This window comes from Mesorhizobium qingshengii (assembly GCF_900103325.1).
Taxonomy (GTDB): domain Bacteria; phylum Pseudomonadota; class Alphaproteobacteria; order Rhizobiales; family Rhizobiaceae; genus Mesorhizobium; species Mesorhizobium qingshengii.
Genome location: NZ_FMXM01000027.1, coordinates 66510 through 87329 on the forward strand (window position 1 = coordinate 66510; position 20820 = coordinate 87329).

General features: G+C 58.8%; 16 protein-coding genes and 5 pseudogenes. 7 read left to right on the forward strand and 14 right to left on the reverse strand.

The annotated features are described in order from the left end of the window. Nucleotides 1-363: 363 nt before the first annotated feature. Nucleotides 364-5208 (forward strand): HNH endonuclease, encoded by a 4845-nt coding sequence (locus tag BLS48_RS30190; protein WP_091585698.1) that lies wholly within the window; start codon nt 364-366, stop codon nt 5206-5208. Nucleotides 5209-5917: 709 nt separating this feature from the next. Here the strand turns inward: BLS48_RS30190 and BLS48_RS30195 are convergent. Continuing rightward, nucleotides 5918-6154, reverse strand: coding sequence for a helix-turn-helix domain-containing protein (locus BLS48_RS30195; RefSeq protein ID WP_023705965.1), 237 nt, complete (start codon nt 6152-6154; stop codon nt 5918-5920). 164 nt (nt 6155-6318) lie between these two features. Between BLS48_RS30195 and BLS48_RS30200 the strand changes: the two genes are divergently transcribed. After that, a complete protein-coding gene (locus tag BLS48_RS30200) occupies nt 6319-6828 on the forward strand; it encodes a helix-turn-helix domain-containing protein (protein ID WP_244529970.1) in 510 nt (169 codons plus the stop codon). Between the two features lie 16 nt (nt 6829-6844). On the opposite strand, the gene BLS48_RS30205 is transcribed toward BLS48_RS30200, so the two are convergent. From BLS48_RS30205 to BLS48_RS30220, 4 genes are all read right to left on the reverse strand, one after another. Next, on the reverse strand, nt 6845-8098 hold the full coding sequence (locus BLS48_RS30205) for a CapA family protein (protein ID WP_091585700.1): 1254 nt from the start codon (nt 8096-8098) through the stop codon (nt 6845-6847). Nucleotides 8099-8173: 75 nt separating this feature from the next. Next, nucleotides 8174-9022 (reverse strand): transporter substrate-binding domain-containing protein, encoded by an 849-nt coding sequence (locus BLS48_RS30210; protein WP_091585702.1) that lies wholly within the window; start codon nt 9020-9022, stop codon nt 8174-8176. A 51-nt stretch (nt 9023-9073) separates the two neighbouring features. After that, on the reverse strand, nt 9074-9826 hold the full coding sequence (locus BLS48_RS30215) for an ABC transporter permease (RefSeq protein WP_091585704.1): 753 nt from the start codon (nt 9824-9826) through the stop codon (nt 9074-9076). Nucleotides 9827-9839: 13 nt separating this feature from the next. Then, nucleotides 9840-10499, reverse strand: coding sequence for an ABC transporter permease (locus tag BLS48_RS30220; protein ID WP_091585705.1), 660 nt, complete (start codon nt 10497-10499; stop codon nt 9840-9842). Nucleotides 10500-10771: 272 nt separating this feature from the next. Here BLS48_RS30220 and BLS48_RS30225 point away from each other — a divergent pair, with 272 nt between their 5' ends. Continuing rightward, complete coding sequence (locus BLS48_RS30225; protein WP_091585707.1) at nt 10772-11689, forward strand: LysR family transcriptional regulator; 918 nt, start codon at nt 10772-10774, stop codon at nt 11687-11689. A 177-nt stretch (nt 11690-11866) separates the two neighbouring features. Here the strand turns inward: BLS48_RS30225 and BLS48_RS30230 are convergent. The 3 genes and pseudogenes from BLS48_RS30230 to BLS48_RS36870 form a co-directional block, all read right to left on the reverse strand. Continuing rightward, a pseudogene (locus BLS48_RS30230) lies at nt 11867-12166 on the reverse strand (hypothetical protein); the annotation flags it as partial. 291 nt (nt 12167-12457) lie between these two features. Beyond that, nucleotides 12458-12820: a KTSC domain-containing protein gene (locus BLS48_RS30235; protein WP_208604695.1), complete on the reverse strand. Its 363-nt coding sequence runs from the start codon at nt 12818-12820 to the stop codon at nt 12458-12460. A 16-nt stretch (nt 12821-12836) separates the two neighbouring features. Beyond that, nucleotides 12837-12953 (reverse strand): helix-turn-helix domain-containing protein, encoded by a 117-nt coding sequence (locus tag BLS48_RS36870; RefSeq protein ID WP_425284754.1) that lies wholly within the window; start codon nt 12951-12953, stop codon nt 12837-12839. Nucleotides 12954-13117: 164 nt separating this feature from the next. On the opposite strand from BLS48_RS36870, the gene BLS48_RS30245 reads away from it, so the two are divergent. The 4 genes from BLS48_RS30245 (at nt 13118) to BLS48_RS30265 (ending at nt 15564) form a co-directional block, all read left to right on the forward strand. Continuing rightward, entirely contained in the window at nt 13118-13351 is a 234-nt protein-coding gene (locus BLS48_RS30245) for a ribbon-helix-helix protein, CopG family (RefSeq protein ID WP_091585711.1), read from the forward strand. 304 nt (nt 13352-13655) lie between these two features. Continuing rightward, nucleotides 13656-13829 (forward strand): hypothetical protein, encoded by a 174-nt coding sequence (locus BLS48_RS35835; RefSeq protein ID WP_167365304.1) that lies wholly within the window; start codon nt 13656-13658, stop codon nt 13827-13829. 986 nt (nt 13830-14815) lie between these two features. After that, entirely contained in the window at nt 14816-15148 is a 333-nt protein-coding gene (locus BLS48_RS35320; RefSeq protein WP_143019550.1) for a hypothetical protein, read from the forward strand. Nucleotides 15149-15270: 122 nt separating this feature from the next. Continuing rightward, on the forward strand, nt 15271-15564 hold the full coding sequence (locus BLS48_RS30265) for a hypothetical protein (protein WP_091585718.1): 294 nt from the start codon (nt 15271-15273) through the stop codon (nt 15562-15564). A 622-nt stretch (nt 15565-16186) separates the two neighbouring features. Here BLS48_RS30265 and BLS48_RS30270 read toward each other — a convergent pair. From BLS48_RS30270 to BLS48_RS30295, 6 genes and pseudogenes are all read right to left on the reverse strand, one after another. After that, nucleotides 16187-16321, reverse strand: a pseudogene (locus BLS48_RS30270) (transposase); the annotation flags it as partial. Between the two features lie 183 nt (nt 16322-16504). Next, nucleotides 16505-17695 (reverse strand): helix-turn-helix domain-containing protein, encoded by a 1191-nt coding sequence (locus tag BLS48_RS30275; RefSeq protein ID WP_244529971.1) that lies wholly within the window; start codon nt 17693-17695, stop codon nt 16505-16507. Between the two features lie 18 nt (nt 17696-17713). After that, nucleotides 17714-18046, reverse strand: a pseudogene (locus BLS48_RS36875) (PAS domain-containing protein); the annotation flags it as partial. A 329-nt stretch (nt 18047-18375) separates the two neighbouring features. Continuing rightward, nucleotides 18376-18862: pseudogene (locus BLS48_RS30280) on the reverse strand (transposase); the annotation flags it as partial. Between the two features lie 63 nt (nt 18863-18925). Continuing rightward, nucleotides 18926-19534: pseudogene (locus BLS48_RS30285) on the reverse strand (DDE-type integrase/transposase/recombinase); the annotation flags it as partial. A 995-nt stretch (nt 19535-20529) separates the two neighbouring features. Continuing rightward, the coding region (locus tag BLS48_RS30295; RefSeq protein ID WP_208604696.1) for a transposase at nt 20530-20820 on the reverse strand (291 nt) is incomplete at its 5' end.

Genomic DNA, 20820 nt, shown 5'->3' on the forward strand with positions numbered 1-20820 from the left:
CCGTCGTTAAGCAGCATTTCGTCTAATCCAAAAGCTGCCGGTCCGGTTGGCTCCCGCTTGCGTCCAAAGCCGTGTCAAGAGCGAAACTCTGCAGTTCGGCAGCCCGCCGGCGAGCGTCGCGGGACGGCAGGGTCCGCGGGGCTCGCCAGACTACCTTGCCCACATCAGTGGATAGAGTCTTAGAGCGCCCACCGACTGGCTCAAACGACGCTTGGGTATTGCCTCACGATCTGACGCCCACGAAATAATGCGGGATAAGTCAGGCCAGGTAACCTCTGCTGATTTCCCGCGCGAGACTTAGCTCGATAATCTGGGCTACTAAATCCGCCCGCCCTAGAAAAATACGGCTTCGAAGGACGTTCTTTGGCCCCACAGCTTGAAAAGAACTTGCTCAAATTTCTGCAATACGGCGTGTCACAGGACCTGGGGCAGCGTGCGGTAGCGGCTGCGCTTACGGTTACGAAAGTCCGGGCGGCCAGTCAAAAGGATCTCGTAGACAAGGGCTTTCTCAAGGACGAGGCTAAGGCACTCAAGGACGCGGTAGCTCGTCAGCCAATTGACGAGGTGGTGCTGCTCTTGCTGCTCGAAAGGAGCAACTATCTTTGCAACTGCTGCAAAGGCGACAAGGGCCAATCCTTCATTGTTCACCACATCGACGAGTATTCGACCTCACAGGACAACGGCTACGATAACCTGATCGTCCTCTGTCCTACTTGCCACGACCAGGCGCATCGTTCGTCTAATCAGCTCACTCTTTCGATCAAGCCGGAGTGGCTGAGGTACAACAAGGCGAACTGGGAAGTCGAGGTTGAGCGGCGGAACGCCGAGCGCGCTATTCGAATACCCGAGAGCGAAGTCTCCACTGCCGAGCCCGGAGAGGCACTCGCGCTCCCACAGCCTAAAGCAGTGCAGACCAGAGTCATCGTTCTGAATTTTGAAGGCAGTGCGGAAGACTTCAACGTCCAGAGGGTGGATGCGATTATCGACTCGCTGAGACAGATTACCGGCGACGCCGGGCTTCAGCTTGTCGCGACCGAGCGCGGCTCGTTCCTGATGCTAATTCGGACAACCGCCGACGGCAAAGCAAAGATCGACACACCGGAGACAAGGGCACTGCTTCTCCGGGAGCTTAACGCCATTCTAACGAACGTCGTGGACGAACAGTCATTCCGGCAGGCGCGGATGAGGGACGACGAACTGGACCGCGTCCCGCGCGCCTTGCTGGACTGGTCGCAGACTCTTCCCGACGGGACGCATTTCACCCGCCCCGAGAAGGATCAGATACTTGGGGCTATCGCGAGCCAGGACAGCACGACGCAGGCTGTCCTGGGGCTGCCAGGTTCAGGTAAGTCGGCGCTGCTCGCGGAGGTCGCCAACACGCTCATTAATGACGGCGTCAGGGTTCTGACGATCAAGGCGGACCTGCTCGATCCGGCAATCGAAACTGAAGACGATCTAGCCGAGTGGCTAGGACTGACCATCCTTCCCAGCGCAATGCTCTGGCGGATAAGTCAGCTGCGCCCTGTCGTTCTCATGATCGACCAGCTCGATGCGCTAGCAGGGTACACGGACATCAAAACAGGTCGGCTTAGCGTACTTCTCAGTCTGGTCCGGCGCGTCAGCGGGCGGACAAACGTGCATGTTGTGCTTTCGGCCCGCGAGTTCGAGTACGAGCACGACGCTCGTCTCAAGTCCATTAAGGCAGAGACGATCCACCTCGACCTTCCGCCCTGGTCGGAGGTCCTTCCGGTGCTGGAGCGCAATGGCTTCAATCCGGCAGGCTGGCCTGCCGACGCGCAGGAAGTTTTGAGGTCACCCCAGGCGCTTAACACGTTCCTGAAGCTGGAGGAAAGAAGCAGCGAACCCTACCGCAAGTACCAGCTCATGCTGGACCAGATGTGGGCTGAGACAATCACCAGGCAGCCCGGCGGGTCACGGCTCGCCCAGCTTGTCACCGACATCGCAGACCAGATGGCGGAGAAGGAAGTCCTCTGGCTCCCTGCCGCCCGCTTTGACCAGCACTCGGAAGACATCACCTATCTGGTGAGGGCGGGGTTGCTCTCCGACTTGGGCCAGGCCGGGAGCAAAATTGGCTTCTCCCACCAGACGATGTTTGAACATGCACTCGCTCGATCCTTCACCCGCAGTGAAGGACGGCTATCCGAGTTTGCAATCGCCCGGCAGACTTCGCTATTCGTGCGGCCAAAATTGTGGTCCGGATTGACGTACCTCAGGGAGGTTGATCCTGCAGCGTATGACGTGGAGATGCAGACGCTCTTCCACACGCCGGATCTTCGCCTCCACCTTCGGACACTTCTCGTCGAATTCTTGGGCCAGCAAGCGACCCCGGATGCCGTCGAGGTGAGCTTGTTTGACGAGGCGCTTGCGTCCGACAGGCGGCCAGCGGCCCTCATGGCAATGGCGGGGAGTCCTGGATGGTTCGAGCGATACAGGCACACCGAGATTCCTCGCGCGATGAACAACGACAGGGAAGCCGTCCTTGCGCTTGGCGTTCTCGATCTGGCGTGGGCTTTCGCTCCAGATGAAGTGGAGAGGCTGATCGTAGAAAACTGGTCGGCACTTCCGGATAGGGATGGTTTCATCTGGGCTGCCTTAGGGCACGCGCGTGTCTGGACGCCCGGTATGGTCGAAATCACAAGAGCGCTCCTTCGGCGGACAACAATCCACGCACGCAGCCTCGAATACACAATCAGCACTATTGGGACGAGCCAGCCCGACGTTGCGATCCAGCTTCTGCTGGCAAATCTCGACAAGGAGCTACAAGCGGCAAAGCAGGAGTCCGCCGCGAGACTTGCGTCAGCGCCGAAAGAAAACGGGGACGAATATTGGAAATGGCGCATCTCGTCGTCGCCCAGAGAACCTATCACAAGCGTCGTCGAGCAGGCGAACGCATGGGACACGTTGGAAGCGCTCGGGAAGGACAATCCGGCGCTGTTCCTCAATACCATGTGGCCCTGGCTGACTGAGGCGATGATTTCGCTTCGCGATCTTGAACGCGGCGAGGACAGCCTTGACTATCCGGTCCAGTACACTCTGGATTTCAAGTTCGAACAGGAGGAGCGAGGCCGGGGCCATTCTGACGCCCCCATTCTCAGCGCCATTCGCGTTGCGCTTGAGACGCTTGCGTTCAGCGATGAAGAGAGCTTTCTTGCCTGGCTATCGGAGCATGAACAAGAGGAGTTCAGCCCGGCTCAGCGGCTGTTCTCACATGTCCTGTCGCTCTACCCGGAAAAGTATGCGCAGGCGGCCCATCGCTTCCTTCAAGGCGACCCTCGGCGCTTCAGGCTTGGAAACCACGAAGACCCATCTGCGACGACTAAGCGACTGATAGCGCAAGTAAGCCCGCACTGGTCTGGCGCAGATGTCGAAGCCTTTGTTGCCGCCGTCTATGCTTACGACCCGACGCCTTATGCCGATTTGGACGCTAAAGGCCGCAAGCTCTTTAGCGAGAGGGTTCGCCGGATAAAGCTGGGCCTTCTCTCGGCCCTGCCGTCCGAACGTTTGCCGGAAGCGACCCGACGACTTGTCATGGAGGAACGCCGCCGGTTCCCCCGTTCCGACGAGGGGATACGGCACTACGGTCCGTCATGGATAGGTTCTCCCATATCGGCGGAGCAGCTCGCAAAGGCGCAGGATGACGAGGTTCTGAACGCGTTTCGCCAACTGCCTGATAAGTATGAATGGGACCATCCGAACCGCATGATGGAGGGTGGCAACATACAGCTCTCGCGGGCCTTCGCAGAGTTTGCGAAGACCGACCCTCAGCGAGCGGCAAGCCTCATCCGCAGGTTCGAGCCGAGTTTTGGCACACGCGCAGCAGGCTATGCTCTGGAAGCCATCGCAGAAGCCGGTGACCCGCAACTCGTCATGACGCTGATGAAGGAGCTGGACGGGCGTGGCTTTACCGGCGACGAGTTCACGAACTCCGCTTCCGAAGCTGCGCGCCGACTGGTTCGCCGCGAAATTGCAGTCTCATCGGAAATCCTCGATCTCATTGAGAAATGGCTCAACGAGTCCGTTGCTCCCGATCTTGTCCCCGCACAGGCCGCGAATAGCAAGAGCGAGGATGACGATCTGGAGCTACTCGATATGGGGGCGGAAAAGGCAAGCGAAAAGGATCCGTCGAGACGGGAGAAAAGCATTCTCTGGGGAATGGGCTCGGCAGTCTCGTCTGGAAACTTCCCAAAGCTGGACGTGCTGGTTCATGCGCTGCTCCTAGCAGATCAGCACGACCGCGTCCTGGCCCTACTGACACGTGCAGGCGAACGCGGGGAAGACGAGAGAGTATGGACGGCAATCCTCCACTGGTTCCGTTACTTGAAGCCGACCGATAGTGCGGCGCTTGAGCGGCTTCTGGACGCGGTCTTTGACCGCTATCCAGCTCTTCTGAAGACGAACCAACTCGCCATTCTGTTCGCCTACCTACATTGGCGGCACGCTGACTTCGTGCGCACGTACTTGGAAAGGTGGGCAACTTCCGGTGACGAGTACTTCGAGCAGCTTGCGGGTGAACTGACGCCGCTGATTGCCTTCCTGCAACCCGAGCTGTCCTGGACGAAGCCGCTGCTTGAGCAGATCGTCTTTGGACCGGGCACGGAATGGACCCGGCTGGGGGCCATCAATGCCGCAGTCAACCTCTTCCCGGATGTCGAATTTCGCGACCGCGCATCTGAGCTGCTTGTTCGCATAATCCCCATGATAAGCGGGGTCGCCTGGAACAACCTTTTCGATGTGTTCCGGCTCGTTGATGAGATCACGCCCGACCCAAGCTGGCTCGCATTGCTCACTGCCATCGAAGCCAACCTTGCCGGGGCTCAGAAGATCAATGCAACATTCGTCGTTGATCGTCTCCAGACGCTTCTCCCCCATCACGCGCTGCTTGTGGCGAGGATCGCCAAGCACCTGATCGAAACCTGGCGCGACGAACTCGGGGACATCCAGACCGGAACAGCAGGGTCAGCATCCGAGCTGGTTGACCTTGCCATTACACTTCACCGCATCGGCGAAGAAACGCGAGAGATAGGCCTAGAGCTTTTCGAACAGCTGGTCGAGATCCAAGCTTACACCGCCAAGGAGACGCTGGAGCAGATTGACAACAGGTTCAGGACGCAGGCTCCGCAACGCCAACGGCTGCCTCGCCGAAACCGGGCGGCGAAGCGAGGGAGGGGGCAGAGCGCGAAGTCATAGGTCAATGTCGCCTTGGGCCATCTCGGCTCCTCGCACTACTGAATGACCATCCGCTACTTTCCCAGGGGCGCCAAAAGCAGCCAGTCTGCTGACGGCCCATTTCGGCCGTTCAATGTGTGCATCGCGATGCAGCTATCCGCCGTTTTCGGCATCTCGCGCTTTAACACCACGACGTTCTGCATACTCGATTAATGCGAGTTCAATGACAGCGGTTACCGAACGACGTTCGGACGCTGCGAGTTGTTCAGCCAGAGCTAGCACAGATGGATCTAAACGCGTTGTGAATGGCTTTTTTGTCATTGTCGCTTTTCGGCTTGAACCTTGCGTCAAAAAATGCATAACTGTGCACGTGCAATGCACATGCATCGCGCGTGCTGCGGCCGGTCTGAGTGCGGGAGCCACTCTGATCGGTCTGACCACAACCAGGCTGTCAGGAGTTCGGGTCATGGCTGATTCCGACAATACCACGACTTTGCCTTCCGTCCCGCAAGGGCTGTTTGCAGGGACAGCAGTTTTCGAAGGACGATGCTGAGTTTCCTAGGCCACAGATCCGATCGGCCTTGGAGGATGTATTCGCATTGGCCGGCACACAAAGCCGAACCAGGTATTTCCATACGGGGTTGGGCCAATCGGCAAATTTATAGAAAAGCAGTCCCGGATTATCAAACCCCTTCATCTAGTGGGATCGTGTGTTCCGCTAACTAGACATTCAAGCATGAGGATCTAAGAGCCGTACACCCTCACCCTTTTGGCCAGCGGACAAGAATTCGACACCCGCTTTTGTCAGAGCCGCCTCAATCGCCTGCAAAGTGCTGATCCGGGAATCGACCTTGCCGTTTTCCAATCGGGCAAGTGCATTCAGCGACACAATTGCCTTGTCAGCAAGCTCCTGCTGCGACCAACCAAGCAAAGCTCGTGCGGCTCGAATCTGTCGTGGACTGACCATGAGTCCACAATCGGCAGCCCGATATTCTTCGCCACCTATAGGGTTATTTTGCACCCTGTAAGGTATATAAAGTGGCGATTCGACTTTCGGATCATGCCGATACGAGAACCCGGAGCTTACGCGACAGACTCTCTGTAGGCCCGACTAATGGAGGAAAGGCCTTGTTGAAGCTGCAACGCTCCGTCCTCTTTCGGACGGAGCCGAAGCCGAAGATCGAGAGTGACCCTCATCCCGCCGATCAGCATGTCGGCAGGCAGATCGCGACCGTTCGTGTCCAGTCGGACGTCTCGCAAGCCCAGCTTGCCCGATCCATAGGCATCAGTTTCCAGCAGCTCCAGAAATACGAGAACGCGAGGAACCGCGTGAGCGCGTCGATGCTCTACGAGATCGCCAGCTCGCTCGACGTTCCTGTCGGCCGCTTCTTCGAAGGCCTGCCGGGAAACGACGAGACCCGCGTCGAGGCACGGCCCCTGCCGGTCGATGAGCGCCTGGATTTCATTGCCAGCGCTGAGGGTCGGCGCCTGATCGAGGGGCTAGTGAACCTTCCGCCGCGTGTGCGCGGTCGCATCTCGTCCCTGATCGCAGCGTTAGGAGAAGAACTGGCCCTCCTAGACACAAAGGCGGATAGCGAAACGGCCGGCGAATCCGCGCCGGCCGAATGCAGGACCGTCTGACAGCCGGATGCGCTTGTCAGCCGAATTTTCGTGTAGCGGGCAGGGCGATGCGGCCGCAAGTCGAGGACACGTCGATTTCGACGCCGAACGCCCGCGAGCGGGTCGCGAATCCCTCGAGGATCTCTCGCGCCGTGCTTCCCGTGACGGCGACGGGTACCAATCTGCCCGTTGCTGATCCGAGAGACTGGGCTTCCGCCCCGATCACGACGGGCAGGAGATCTATTTCTGCGAGGTTTCCGCCCGCATCATAGCGGCAGGCGGCGACGATGCTTTGCCAGACTTCCGGTGGATCCCATTCGGTTTCGTCGGGGTGGACGTGGAAGAGGAAATTTCCCAAACCGTAGAAGATCGGCGAGCCATTGTAGATTTCCACGGCCTGCAGCACCGGAGCGCCGTGGCTGACGAACAGGTTTGCGCCGGCGTCGATGCACATCCGGGCAAAGGTCCGCACCCAGCGCGGCACGTCCTGCCAGCCTGGTTCCCAATGATGGTGGTGCAGATAGGCGATGACGAAATCGCCTTGTGCCGCCGCGTGCCGGATAGCGGACAGATGGACAGTCGCGCTCCGCTGATCGACTTCGATCAGACGGCCAAAATCGGCGGCTTGCGTGAACACGGTGCCGTAGAAATTGATCTCCTTGCCGGCCGACACCTCTACCGGGTCCTCCGGTTGCGCATAGTTGGCAAGTTCAAAGGGGGAGCTTTGCAAATGAGCGCCCAGCCTTGCCAGTCTGCGGAAATGTCCGTCCGGCACCTCCATCTTGCGAACGGTGTTCAGACGATTGACGCCGGGCCGAGCCGGCCGGAAGGCCGTGCGGTCTTCGGCATACATGTTGGCCGGGCCGGGGCCTGCATCCATCGCAAGAAGCGCGACCTCGCTCGCGCCCAGCCGGCGGCGGCCCGGTTTCCTCGCGTCAGTCTCGTCGGCACCGATGCCGGCATGCAGGAAACCGCGCGCTTCCACCTCCTCCAGCGTCGAGAGGATGCCGCCAGCGCCGAGATCGAAAGCGTGGTTGTTCGCGAGCGCAAGCGCGTTGAAACCGATGGCCTGCAATGCGTCGAGCACTTCAGCCCTGGAATAGCCGAAGTATTTGCCCTTGGTCGGCCACCCGCCGTGCTTGCCGAGGATCGTCGACTCGAAGTTGGTGAAGACGACGTCGCCTTGGCCCAGGAAGTCCGTAACCGCGATGAAGCGTTCGTCATTGACGTCACGGATGTCGTGCTTGATCAGGGATTGGCCGGTAACGACCGCGCAGAACTGGTCTTTCATGGAACTCGCCTTGAAGGAGGGGAGGGCGCTGGCGTTCCGGCCAGCGCCACGTCAAATGTCGAAGTTGGTTACCGCCTATTGCGAGACGGCGGGTGAGATATCGCTTTTGAACCATTTCAGGCTCAGCGCCCTGATCGTCCCATCCTTGGTGGCCGCGTCGATGGCCGCGTTGAACTTGGCGAGCAACTCGGTATCGTCCTTGCGCATGCCCGCGCCGACGCCCGGCCCCCAGAGCCCGCCCTTCAATTCTGGCCCGAAAAACACCGCATCCGAGCCGGAAGGCGTCTCCAGAAAATCGCGCCAGGTGAAATAGTCGGCGAGGCCGCCGTCGATGCGACCCGCGGCAAGATCGAGCTTCATGTTGTCCAGGCTGTCATAACTGCGAATGGTCACGACATCGCCCAGGATCTCCTTCACGACGGCTTCCGAATTCGAGGAGCGCAGGGCCCCGATCGCCCTGCCGGCGAGTGTCGATCTGAGGCGTTCTATAGTCGCCTTCTCCTTGTCGCCGATGGTCGAGAGGTTGACCTTCTCCTTGATGTCGCCGGCGTCGAGACCCAAGTCCTTGCGCACAACGAACTGGTTGAAGCCGGCGGCGTAGGGAACGGAGAACGCGATCTTCTGTTTGCGTTTTTCCGTGATCGCCATGCCAGACATGATCACGTCGAACTTGCCGACAAGCAGTGCCGGGATGATCCCGTCCCAATCCTGCGGGACAAAGGTACATTTGATCTGGATGCGACGGCACAGCTCCTGTCCGACATCGATATCGTAACCGTAGAGTTGACCATTCGCGTCGGTGCTGTCCCAGGGTGGCGAAGCGCCTTCGGAGGCGATGGAAATGACGCGCTCGCTTTGCGCGCTCGCCGGGAATGCCGACATCAGGGATGCGATAGAAACAGCAATAGCCAGGGGTATGCGCATGATGCACCTCTTCGTTGGTTTGGATGGAAAAGCAGTTCAAAAGCCGCGGCGTCAGGGCAGGGGCGGCGTCGTGATCTCGTGATCAGCCAGGGCGGGGCGCAAGCGCGGCTTTCGTCGATGCACCGGATGGCCGTCGGTCGAAAGCCATCGCTCCAGGAGCTGGATCGCCTTCACCGCGATCGAGGTGAGCGATAGATAGATCGCTCCGGCGACGATGAAGATTTCGTAGGGTGCGAATGTGGTCGAAACCATCTGTCTCGCCATGCCGGTGATCTCGAGCAGCGTCACGGTGCTTGCCAGGGATGAACCCTTGATCATCCCCACGACCTCGTTGCCGTAGGCCGGAAGCGATATCCTGAAAGCGATCGGGAAGGTGACCAGGCGAGCGATCTGGAAGCGTTTCAAGCCGAGAGACGTGGCCGCTTCGGTGACACCCTTAGGCACGGACTGGAGACCGCGGCACAGGATCTCGGTGGTGTGTGCCGCGCTGTTCAGCGAAAATGTCAGAAGGGCGCACCAGAAAGGATCGCGCAGGATCACCCAGAAGATGCTGGCTCGCACCGCCTCGATCTGAGCGAGGCCATAGTAGAGCAGGAAGAGCTGAACGAGCATCGGCGTGCCGCGTATGACATAGGTGTATGCGAGCACCGCGAGCGAGAGGCCGGGGCGTCCGAACGCGCGGATGAAGGCCAGCGGCACGGACAGAAGAAATCCGGCCGTCAGCGACAAGACCGTCAGGGTCAGGGTGAGGCCAATGCCCGAAGGCAGGACAACCATTGCGTCAAACATCAAGCCGAGGTTCACGGGGCGCGCCCTCCTACCGGCCGAGTGCCGGATAGCGTCGCTCAGCCAGCCGGATCGACAGCAGCGTGACGGTGGTCAGCGAGAGATAGAGGGCGGATGCCGCAAGGTAGAAGGTCAGTGGTGCGCGCAAGGATCCGGCCCCCACATACGCAACGCGCATGATGTCTGTCAGGCCGACGATCGAAACCAGCGCGGTATCCTTGAAGAGCGAGATCCAGAGATTGCCATAGGCAGGTAGCGCCAGCCGCAGCATCTGCGGTCCGATGACGAAGACCCAGCGCTGCCAGGCGTTCAGCCCAAGCGACTTTGCCGCTTCGGTTTGACCCGCAGGCACCGCCGCAATCGCGCCGCGGAACACTTCGGTCGCATAACCGCTGAAGACGACCGAGAGCGCGATAACCCCTGCGGTGAATGCGTTCACCTCCACGTACCGGCCGGCGATCTTGCTGGCGAGCGTGGTTCCGCCGAAGTAGATGAGCAGGATAATGAGAAGTTCTGGCACACCACGGACAACCGTCGTGTAAGCCGTCACCACTGCGTTGACGCGGGGTAGGGCCGTGCCCTTCGAAATGGCCAGAAACAGCCCAAATGCCGTACCCAGGCAGCCGCTGACAAGAGCCAGGCTTATGGTCACGCTGAGTGCGACAACAAACTGAGTAGTAAAACCACCCATGGGGCGCTCTCCTCGACTCGCTATACCGCAGGATACGCCGGTCTTTTTTCACTCAGACCAAGTCATATAATCCAAGGTTGCGAATTGTTATATTTGTAACTTGGAGTTAATTGAAGATATTACCTAATTGTAGCGCCTGAAATTGCACACTCAATCTATAATTTTTATTGTTTTATCTATAACTCACCGTTATATACTGAGGTGGTACGTTGCTCCCCAGGTTAGCGTTGTCTGCTTCCCGGGTGGCGGTATCAGGGAAAGGAGCGCAGGGAATGGAGTTGCTGCAGAGCGACCTGAAGCTCCGTCAACTGAAAGTCTTCCGAGAAGTGTTGCGGGCCGGTTCGACAAGGCGAGCGGCGGCAGCGCTCGGGATAAGCCAGCCGGCCGTCAGTCAACACGTGAAGCAACTCGAGACCACGCTCGGCATCACACTCTTCAAGAGATCAGCCAACCGCATCGTCCCCTTGCAGGAAGCCTGGGAACTCCTGCGAAACGTAGAACTCGCCCTGGCGTCGCTGGATCGGCTGGAAGCGTCGATCTTCGCGATGAAGAACGACGAAAATCAACGGATCGCGATTGCCGCGCCTTCTGTTTTTGGTTTCGTGACCTTGCCCAAGGTCGTGGCGATCATCCACTCAAAGACGGCGTCAAACGTCCGGTCGATTTCGGGAAGCTACGAGCAGATCGGCGAGCACATCCTGGCTGGGCGGGCGGATCTTGGAATCTCGAGACTGCCGCTGGACCCAAGTCTGTTTGAATGGGCGCCGCTTGGGCCGGCACGCAACGTATGCATCTTCCATCCCGACCACCGCTTTTCAAAGCAGACCTGTATCGAGGCTCACGACCTGGCAGGCGAAACGATCGTCGATATCGATCCGCAGTTCGCCGCCCACCAAATGAACTTCAATGCATTGCGCTTCGCCGGCGTTGAGCCGAACATACTGGTGGAATTCGATTGCAACGGTCACGAAGCCGGATACGTTTCGGCTGGCCTCGGTGTTTCCATAACCAATGAAATCATCGCGCGCGAATACGCGGCGTTTCACTTGGGAATAAAGCCAGTGGAACCATCCGCGCTCTATCACTACGTCGCGATTTGGCAGAAGGGCAGGACGTTTTCCAGGGCATTGAACGTATCGCTCGAGGCGATCATCGCCGCGTTTTCAAATATGCCGACTGCGACAGGGTGACCACCCCTAGAGGGATGGTGTCTTCGACAGCGGCTGCCTTTGAATGAGGGTAAGGGTTCATCCCTATCAGAAAACGATCAGCCCGCGCCCCTGTGCAACAGAACGCGGTCCTTTTGAGCTCCGATGTCAACTCGTCTTGATGCCGATCTTGCGGCGCTTCGCTGGCGCCCTTCAAATCTGCTGCCAATGGCCACACTGCGGATTGCGGATGTTGGTGGTGCCGTAGTCCGCCTTGCCCTTCATCCGCTCAATTGGCGTCGGCATGCCCCATAACAGATTGGCAAGCTCTCGCTCCCCGTCCAGCGCATTGCGGACCACTGGGCCGGGCTGGTTGGGATAGATGTCCATGGACGGCTCAAGGTTGCCCAGGATGTCCCGCAAGGCCCGGGTCCACTGACGGATGGCCTCTTGCGACGTGGTGAGGTTGTAGAGGTTGCACGTTGTGACTGCTGTTGCGCGAAGGCCTTCGTTTGAAATTGGTCATCGTCTCAATGATCCGATCTCTTGCGGGATACCGAGACGATGGATCAATGAGCATCCTCCAGCAAAATGACAAGAACCCCATCCCCAGGGCCCGATAAGTGATGAACTGCATGACGACATAGAAGTTGAAGACCCACCAAACAGCGATAGGCAGGAGCCACTCGACCGCCTGTACAGGATGGCCTGTCGCTACCCAGAGGCCAATCCCGATTGAATAGAGCAAACAGAGGAGCCAAACGCCGACCGTCAACTTGATTTCCAAAGGCCAGGACTTGCCAAGCATTTTCATAACTCCGGCACCGGCTTGTCTCTGCAACTGAACTTGCCGCCCGTCCCCGAGTCCTTAATGCTCTCGTTGTAGAAAGCCCCCTTGGACCCCGCCGCCAACAGGGCAGACACCGTGCCTTGGTCAATCTCGCAGTAGTGGTACCAGACCTGCTTGAGCCGTATGAGCATATAGGAGTGCTCGGCATTGTAGCAGACGCGCTTTACCACGCTGCTGTCCAGTTCCCCGGTGCATTGGAACTTGGCGAGGTCTACCGGGCCACGATACTTCACGTCCACCGCTTCGGCGGCAACTGGCCAAGAGGTCATTAACGCGAGCCATAGAGCGGCACCAACCGCGTGGCATCTTGCCTTCACATGCATTCCTCACCCCATCCACCTAGCTCGTAGGCGCCGCCTCTGCGTGTTCTGCCCGTATCCGAAAAACGCTGGCCCGGCTGATCCCCAATGCCGCGACTGTATCGCTAACAGATTTCCCCTCCGCCCGCATCCTCATCACGTCCTTTGCCTTGGCGGGGCCGTGGGTTGCCGCCCCTCGTACTTGCCCTCGGCCTTGGCCTTCGCGATCCCCTCGCGTTGCCTCTCAAGCATTAGCCCCGTCCGAACTCCGCGATTGAGCCCAGCAAGTTCAACATCAGCGCCGCCAACGGCATCGCGGACATGTCGCGCCCCGATCTTCAGATCATTCTCCGGCGCGCCGCGCTGATGCTCCGAAACGTCGCTGGCGTGCCGCTGGACCCGGCGACCGCGGACGCCCTGAACTCCATCGCTGCTGAGATGAAGATAGGCCGGTCGGACCTCATTCAGATCGTGCTGCGTGAGTGGCTGGAAGCGAATGCCTATCTGCTGGTCAGGCAACTCGACGAAGACTCTGAAACCGACGGGAGCGCTTAGGCTTCCGTGATCGCGCCATAACCGTGCCCTCTCGAATCGGTCATGTGTGCAGTGCGGCGGACCTGATGTCCGCTTGGCCGGCGTCACCCCCAAAGCCACCCAGCTCCCAACTGGCGCCGGCCAACTTTTGCATTGAGCGCTTCTTGGGTCTCGTCTCGACCCGCACCTTGTCGCCGATCTCCTTCGCCATCGTCAAAGCCTTGGCCTTGGTGGTTAGCACCGTGCGGGGTAGCGCCTCTAGACCCATCGGCTGGGAAAGCATATTGAATGCAGCGAAACCGCTCGTTTGGGGAAGAGCGCCACCATGGCTCGAAGCGAGGCGGAACTCATGCACCGCGAAAACATCAAGTACTTGGAAGAGAAGCTGGAGACCGAGATGGGGCCCGCTGCTCGGGCAATGCTTCAGAAGCAGATCGACGAGGAAAAGGCGAAGCTCCGGAAGATTACCAACTGCCCACCAACGGAGTGGTTGAACTAGGCTTCCTCATCCCCTTCGCCCCAATGGCGCCAGTGGGTAGGATTCACATCGACGAGGCGGCCGGTTATCGCGTTCCTCCATCCGTTCGGCAGTTTTTCGCACGGGAATATGAGCGGGTGCACGCCATCCTCATCGAGAACGGCCAGTTCCAGAAGACGGGAAAACGGAGCTGTGATGATCAATCGCCACATGGGGCGAATATGCCACCAGTGCAATTCCATTCGCTTTGATCACGATTATTTTCCAGCCTTCAGAAATCGGTTGTGGAACGGCAGGGCTTTCGCGCTCGATCTGATGGGATCATCGCGCGCCAACGACTAATCGGCGGACGATTGCCGACCACGGCCTGCAAAAAACCGCCGCTCCATTCACGGCAGCGGCGGGCCGCCCCCGGGGTGACGGGGACTATGCAGGGGTTTCGCATGCCCCTGCTGTGCCAATGGTTTAGTTCAACCGGTGCCAAGTTTTCTATTTTAGGATTGCCTAATGTCTACGGCGGCAAAGCATTGCTCAGGCGCGTCCGCTCCGTCTTGATCTAAGTCAAGGCCGAGGCGGCGAAGGTCGGGCTGTGGATCGGAGCGTTTCAGGTCCCGTGGGATTGGCGTGCCGCGCATGCGGATAATGCTCGGCCCGCGACATGCCAGCCGCGCCGAACCTGCTTGCAAATCAGCTCCTGCGATCAAGCAAACTGGTATCTGGCCAACTGCGCCTGGGGCGGCAAGCTCGACCGCGACAAGAATGGCATTCCATCCGAGAGCTTGTGCTGAAGTGGAAAATGGTGGAGGAGGCTTCGCCCTGGTGGCCCTCACTACTGGCAATCTCGCAGGCGGGCTCCGCCGCGGCCCGGCTATATCAAGCGTGCGGAGCAAAGAGAAGCATATGTTTCAGCTCATATGTGCAGCCGAAAAACAAAGTGATTTCTTGTCGCCCTAAATCGTCCAGAATCGAGGCGTTGGTCAGCTAGATCGGAGACGACGGAGAGGTCGATGAAATTGTCGGTTCTTGCCTTGGCCAGCTCGATTTTATCGCTGGCATTTAGCGCTCAGGCAGCGCCGCTGTCGATTGGCGCGCCGGCCCACGATGGCCTGATCCAGCAGGCGCGCGTGACGTGTGCATACCTGACCCGGGACGGATACTGCGTCCGACCGCACAGGGTGTACAAACATAGGGGATATCGGCGTTATTACCGGCACCACCACTATCGGCGGATCTATCGGACTTACGAGCCGCCATACTACGGGCGCTACTATCGCCCGCGGCCGATCATCCGGGTCATTCCCAACTATCCACCGTTTTATGATGATGGCTGGGACTATTGAGAAGTTGAGAAGCGCGGCGCAAACGTCCCCACGCGTCGGGGAGCGTCGCCTCCCGTAGCCAGCCTCACCGTCGCCTAGGTCGCCAAAACAAACCCAGCATCGAAGGCTGGTTGGAGTATTTCATGAACATCCGAATTCTTTTCGCCGCAGGTTCCCTTGCGCTGGCCAGCCCACTCGCCGCTCCCGCAAACGCGCAAGAGACGTTCTATGGCTACGATTGCACTGATGACTGTTCGGGGCATCAGGCGGGATACGATTGGGCGCAAAGGAACGACATCACCGACGACAGCGATTGTGACGGGAATAGCCGGTCTTTCAACGAGGGCTGCCAAGCGTACGTTGCGGAGCAATCGCCAGATTCCAATCAGAACAGCCAGTCCGATGATGGAAACGACGACGAAGATGGTGGTGAATGAACCGGCACAACGCATGATCCGCTGGAGCCGGAACCCGACGCCACGATCCTCAAATTCCCAGCGCGACGGCCGAGCAAAAAGCTAAAACGCCCGCCACCTTTAGGCAGCGGGCCAGGGTCTGGAGTGCTGGGATCAGCCAGCATAGGGTCAACGAGCGGCGGTCGGATCGGTGCAGGGCCCCTAGTTGCGCTGACCGAGTAACTTCCTATCTGTCGCGAAGCCAAGGTCTCGGATGAGAACAGCCGCAGCGAATCGAACCTCCTTTGCTCGTTCCAAGTCGACGGTTCGGTCAGGTTCGCCGAATTGCCCTCCGGCCATCTTGTCGAAAAATGCCGCCCAGGGCCGCTCCATCCCCAGCGATCCGATTTAGCAAAGGCCTAGCGGCGTCAATGGCGGTCTCGAGACGCTCTGACGTTGCCCCCCAGGCCATTGGGAGGGTGATCTGTGTAGAAACGCACCGAACTCGGACCCCATCACGGATAGGGTCTATCGTGTTGAATTTGCGAGTAAAATTAACAATTTTGCAGGGTCACGATTGGTGCTTCTCGTGACCCCTCACCGGCGCCGAAAAGCGCAGCTGACGCAGATACTTAACCGTTCCACCGCGGGGGTCACGGTTCGGTGCGTTTTCACAGCCGATCTCCATGCCGAGCACCTCGCGCCGGCCGTCGCTGTTCACGCCCGCGGCGATGATGACGGCGACCGAGACGATGCGGCCGCCGCGGCGCACCTTGAAATAAGTCGCATCGATCCAAAGAGCTGTTTAGAGACAACGCAGCAGGGTTGCTCCTGTAGGTTTGGTGGAAGAGACTGCGTCGCTTTCATCCGGCAATGGTCCTGCCATCAGATTTGTTGGCGGCCGCGAGAGCAGGATGCGGGGAGGCCAGACCGCCGAGGCTCATCGGCAGTCTGTCCTCAGCTGCGCCGTAGAGGTCGCTATTTATCGCGGCGCTTGTCTTAGATAGGCGGGATCAAATTCAGCAATATCGCTTAGTCTTTCCCTGTCGGCGAATGCGACATAGCCCCTGGTGAAGGTTGCGCAGCCCTGCTGCCGAAGCTGGCGAAGCATGCGATTGACGTGGACGTTAGTCAGACCCAACGCGTCACCGATGATGCTTTGGGTTAGTGGGCATCGGTATCCAGCCTCGTCGCCCAGACCAACCAGCCGCAGGCGAGCGTCCAGTTCCAAGAGCAGATGCGCCACGCGAGCAAGTGACGAGCGCCGGCCGAGATTGACGATTTGCTGCTCAAGAATCGCCTCCTGCCGTGACGCAGCCCATTGAAGCGCATCGCCGATCTGATTCTCAGAGCGAGCCACATGCATGAGGTCAGACTGGACCATTTCACAGAGGACGCAGTCCGATACGGCGGTGAAGGCGTCGCCAGGATGATCCTTCGGCGCAATCATGTCACCGGGAAGGTAGAACCCGATTATCTGCCGTTCCCCGCTCAGCAACACTTTCCACGAGTAGGCCCACCCACTTCCAATAAGCCAGACCCGGTTTTTCCGGACAGCTTGCCTGCCCCACAGGTCCTGTCTCGCCCGCACGAAGCGCCGCTCAGACCGGAGGCTAAACAATGAAGACAGGTCCTCCACGCGCATCTCACGAAACCCTCGCAATTTCCGCTGCAGGGCAACTGCGCACATCGTGACTAGCCCGTGCCCGGCACCTCGACCCACACGGTTGAGGAGAAAGTCGCGATCGCGCTGCATCCTGATAGCCAGAAGAGGGTTCTCCTGTCCGAGCTGGGGCAGCTCTATCGCGGCACAGGTTATGCCCTCCACCGTTCCAAGCTGGTTCCGCTTCGGCTCGATGTAGAGATCATATCGGCCTTGTCCCTCGGCTCCGAGGACCACCACCTCCTGACGGCTAGAGAGACCGGTCTGAATAGCCTTTCGCTTGACCGCCTCGAGCGGCTTCGCGTACTCCGCAGGCATGAGTTCGGCATCAGTCTTTCCCAGAACGGAGGACGCCTGGTACCCGAGCTTGGGATTATGGATCCACGTGTATCTAAGAGAAAGATCCTGTTGAAAGACCACTACGGAAGTGTTTGACAACGCTTCCTCGAACCGGCGCCAGCTCTGCGCAAGCGCTTCTTCAGTCTCCTTCTGGTCGGTGACGTCGAGCATCACTCCGCGAGTGCGTATAGCCCGACCGCTATTGTCGCGATATATTTTGCCACGTGCTTCCAGCCATCCGATGGAACCGTCTGCTCGATGGATACGAAATCTGTTACGCACGAATCCTCTAGTAGCGTCCTTGAACGCAGCAGCGGTTTCTCCGGCAACGCGGACCCGGTCTTCTGGAATATACCGCGCGCGAATCTCTTCGAAGTCGAGGCGCTTGCTTTCTGGAAAGCCAAAAAGCTGACTGATCTGGGGAGAGAAAACTACCTCACCGCTTGCAAGATCAGCTTCCCATTCGCCAATCCCTACCGCCGCAGCTGCCGTCGAATCTTCTTGTTTTTCGCCACTTACCATCCGCCGTCCATCGGTTGCAAATTTGCACGACTACGGCTCACAATGGACGAAAAGAACCCTCCGCCCTTTGATCTCAATCAAGATTTTTTGACCGCAAATTAACCCGAATCAAAGCCCTTCGGCGGCTGCCCTGTCAAAATGCATAGCGTTAACCGCTTTGGAGGCTGAGAGTGTGGTTGCGAATGCATCTTGTAAGGTGTTGGCTGTGCGATTGAAGCCGCAAATGTCTGTCGCAATACTGGTTGACCTTGGCATGACGAATGGAGAAATCGCCCGCTATCTTGGGATTTCAATTGCACATGTCGAAGATTTTCGAAATCGATCGTGCCTCAGGATGTGGTGTAGCTAACGGCGTTGGTCGCCGCGCTCTCCGGCAGACAGCCGGGTTGATCAGCGTGCACGGCTGGCAGGCTGATGAGCGGATCATCGCTCAACTGGTGGTGGTTCCAGTGTCATGTAGCAGGCCCGCTGCACGGCCCATTCATCATTTTGTTCAAGCAGCAACGCGCGAACGAGACGGACTATGGCATCGTCATTGGGGAAGATGCCGACGACCTCGGTCCTGCGCTTGATCTCGCCGTTGAGACGCTCGATCGGATTCGCGCTGTGAAGCTTGGCCCGGTACTCCTTCGGGAAGGTCATGTAGGCGAGCACGTCAGGTTCGGCGTTGTCGAGGATGGCGGCCAGCTTGAAGGCGGTGGCAATGAACGCCGAGACGACGCGGCGGCCGCTCTTGCCGGCGTGCGCCATGACGTTCCTCATGAAGGCGACGCTATGCCGACGTCGGCATAACGTCCACAAGACCGCCAACGTCCTTAATAAGGTGCCGCTCTCGGTGCAGGCCAACATGAAGACGGATTTGCGCGAGATTTACGGCAGGTCGGCGAACTGGATGCCATTGTCGGTGAGCACGGTGTGGATCTTGTAGGGGACGGCTTCGACCAACTCCTCGAGGAAAGTCCTGGCGGTGACGGTGGTCGCCTTCTGCATCAGCCGAGCGAAGGCGAACTTCGAGGTCCGGTCTACCGCCACGAAGAGGTGGAGCTTGCCCTCCTCGGTTCGGACCTCGGCGATGTCGATGTGGAAGTAGCCGATCGGGTAACACTTGAAGGGCCGCTTGGCGGGCTTGTCGCCGGCGACCTCGGGCAGGCGGCTGATCCCGTGGCGCTGCAAGCAACGGTGCAAGGACGACCGCGTCAGGTGCGGGATCGTCGCCTGCAGCGCATAGAGACAATCATCCAGAGGCAGCAGCGTATGCTTGCGAAAGGCGACGACCATCGCCTCTTCCTCGGCCGTCAGTACGGTCGAGCGCACAGTCTTCGGGCCCATCGGCGCATCGTGGACAAAGGCCCGTTTGCGCCACTTGGCGACGGTCTTCTGATTAAGGCCGTGCTGCGAGGCTAACTCTTTGAGCGAAGCCTTCGATCGCTGTATCGCTGCTCGGATGGCGTGCGTGGTCGTGGCGCTGCCGTGAAGTATCTGTCCCATAGCTTCTCCCGAAATGAAGGATCAGCTTGACTGATTCCCCCACACTCCGGGACCAGACACCTAGGCTTCCTCATCCCCTTCGCCCCAATGTCGCCAGTGGGTAGGATTAACATCGACGAGAAGGCCGGTTATCGCGTGCCGCCACCCGTCAAGCACTCTTTCGCAAGGGAATACGAGCGGGTGCACGCCATCCTCATCGAGAACGGCCAGTTCCAGAAAACGGGAAAACGGAGCTGTTATGATCGATTGCCACATCGGGCCAATATGCCCTTAGCGCAATTTCATTCGCTTTGATCATAATCATTGCAGCCTTCAGAAAATCGGTTGTGGAACGACAGGCCTCTCGCGCCCGAACTGATGGGATCATCGCGCGCCAGCGACTAACCGGTGGACGATTTGCCGACCGCGGCCAGCAAAAAGACCCGCCGCTCCATTCACGGCAGCGGCGGGCCGCCCCTGGGGTGACAGGGAGTATGCAGGGGTTTCGCATGCTCCTGCTGTGCCAATTGGTTAGTTCAATCGGTACCAAGTTTTTTTTAGATTTGCCTAATCTATGCGGCGGCAGAAACCCCGACCCTGCCACGGCCGGCGTTCTATGGAGCCACCCTGACCCTGCGAGCGCCGGCCACATCCCAAAGACTGTCGCCTGATCAGCTTAGATTGCGGAACCTCGGTACTGTGCGGCCTCCTTCCACAAAGCGAGCGCAAGGGCAGGCGTACGACCCTTCACCTCATATTCACGGCCTAGATGGTCTCCTGACGCAATCCACACTGTCTTCGAACGCTGGTATAGCGCGATCCCTCGCGCGCTCGCCCACTCGCACAACTCTGAGTCATTTCGATACATTCGTCCGCAACCTGTATCTCAAGATGCCTTAAGTTAAGCATAGGCGCGTCCGCTCCGTTTTGATCTAGGTTAAGGCCGCGTTTGGATAAGGCGGTTAGTTTGCCTCAGGGCCAATGGAGCTATGCTGGAATTTGGGTGACGAGGCTGATCAAGCGGCGCTCTGCGGCTTCAATTCGATGACCTCGATTCCATCTTGGAATCTGGCACCTGCGATGAGTTTCGGCAACTGATTTTGTCCTTTCAATCGTCGCCATGTCCTGGCGGCGGCCATGACCAGTTTGAAGACCATCAGCCTTGCGGTCTTCGATGATAGGGAGCCTTTCGTGCGCACCGTGCGATGGCGAACGGTGGCAAAAACGCTCTCGATGGGATTCGATGTCCGCAGATGATCCCAATGTTCGGCGGGGAAATCGTAGAACGCCAGCAAGGCATTCTGATC

Bases quoted from the DNA above. Each gene is read 5' to 3' on its own strand.
- BLS48_RS30195 (WP_023705965.1), bottom strand. From the start codon at position 6,154: ATGGTCAGTCCACGACAGATTCGAGCCGCACGAGCTTTGCTTGGTTGG.
- BLS48_RS30205 (WP_091585700.1), bottom strand. From the start codon at position 8,098: ATGAAAGACCAGTTCTGCGCGGTCGTTACCGGCCAATCCCTGATCAAG.
- BLS48_RS30210 (WP_091585702.1), bottom strand. From the start codon at position 9,022: ATGCGCATACCCCTGGCTATTGCTGTTTCTATCGCATCCCTGATGTCG.
- BLS48_RS30220 (WP_091585705.1), bottom strand. From the start codon at position 10,499: ATGGGTGGTTTTACTACTCAGTTTGTTGTCGCACTCAGCGTGACCATA.
- BLS48_RS30225 (WP_091585707.1), top strand. From the start codon at position 10,772: ATGGAGTTGCTGCAGAGCGACCTGAAGCTCCGTCAACTGAAAGTCTTC.
- BLS48_RS30235 (WP_208604695.1), bottom strand. From the start codon at position 12,820: ATGCATGTGAAGGCAAGATGCCACGCGGTTGGTGCCGCTCTATGGCTC.
- BLS48_RS36870 (WP_425284754.1), bottom strand. From the start codon at position 12,953: ATGAGGATGCGGGCGGAGGGGAAATCTGTTAGCGATACAGTCGCGGCA.
- BLS48_RS30245 (WP_091585711.1), top strand. From the start codon at position 13,118: ATGTCGCGCCCCGATCTTCAGATCATTCTCCGGCGCGCCGCGCTGATG.
- BLS48_RS35835 (WP_167365304.1), top strand. From the start codon at position 13,656: ATGGCTCGAAGCGAGGCGGAACTCATGCACCGCGAAAACATCAAGTAC.
- BLS48_RS35320 (WP_143019550.1), top strand. From the start codon at position 14,816: ATGAAATTGTCGGTTCTTGCCTTGGCCAGCTCGATTTTATCGCTGGCA.
- BLS48_RS30265 (WP_091585718.1), top strand. From the start codon at position 15,271: ATGAACATCCGAATTCTTTTCGCCGCAGGTTCCCTTGCGCTGGCCAGC.
- BLS48_RS30275 (WP_244529971.1), bottom strand. From the start codon at position 17,695: ATGCTCGACGTCACCGACCAGAAGGAGACTGAAGAAGCGCTTGCGCAG.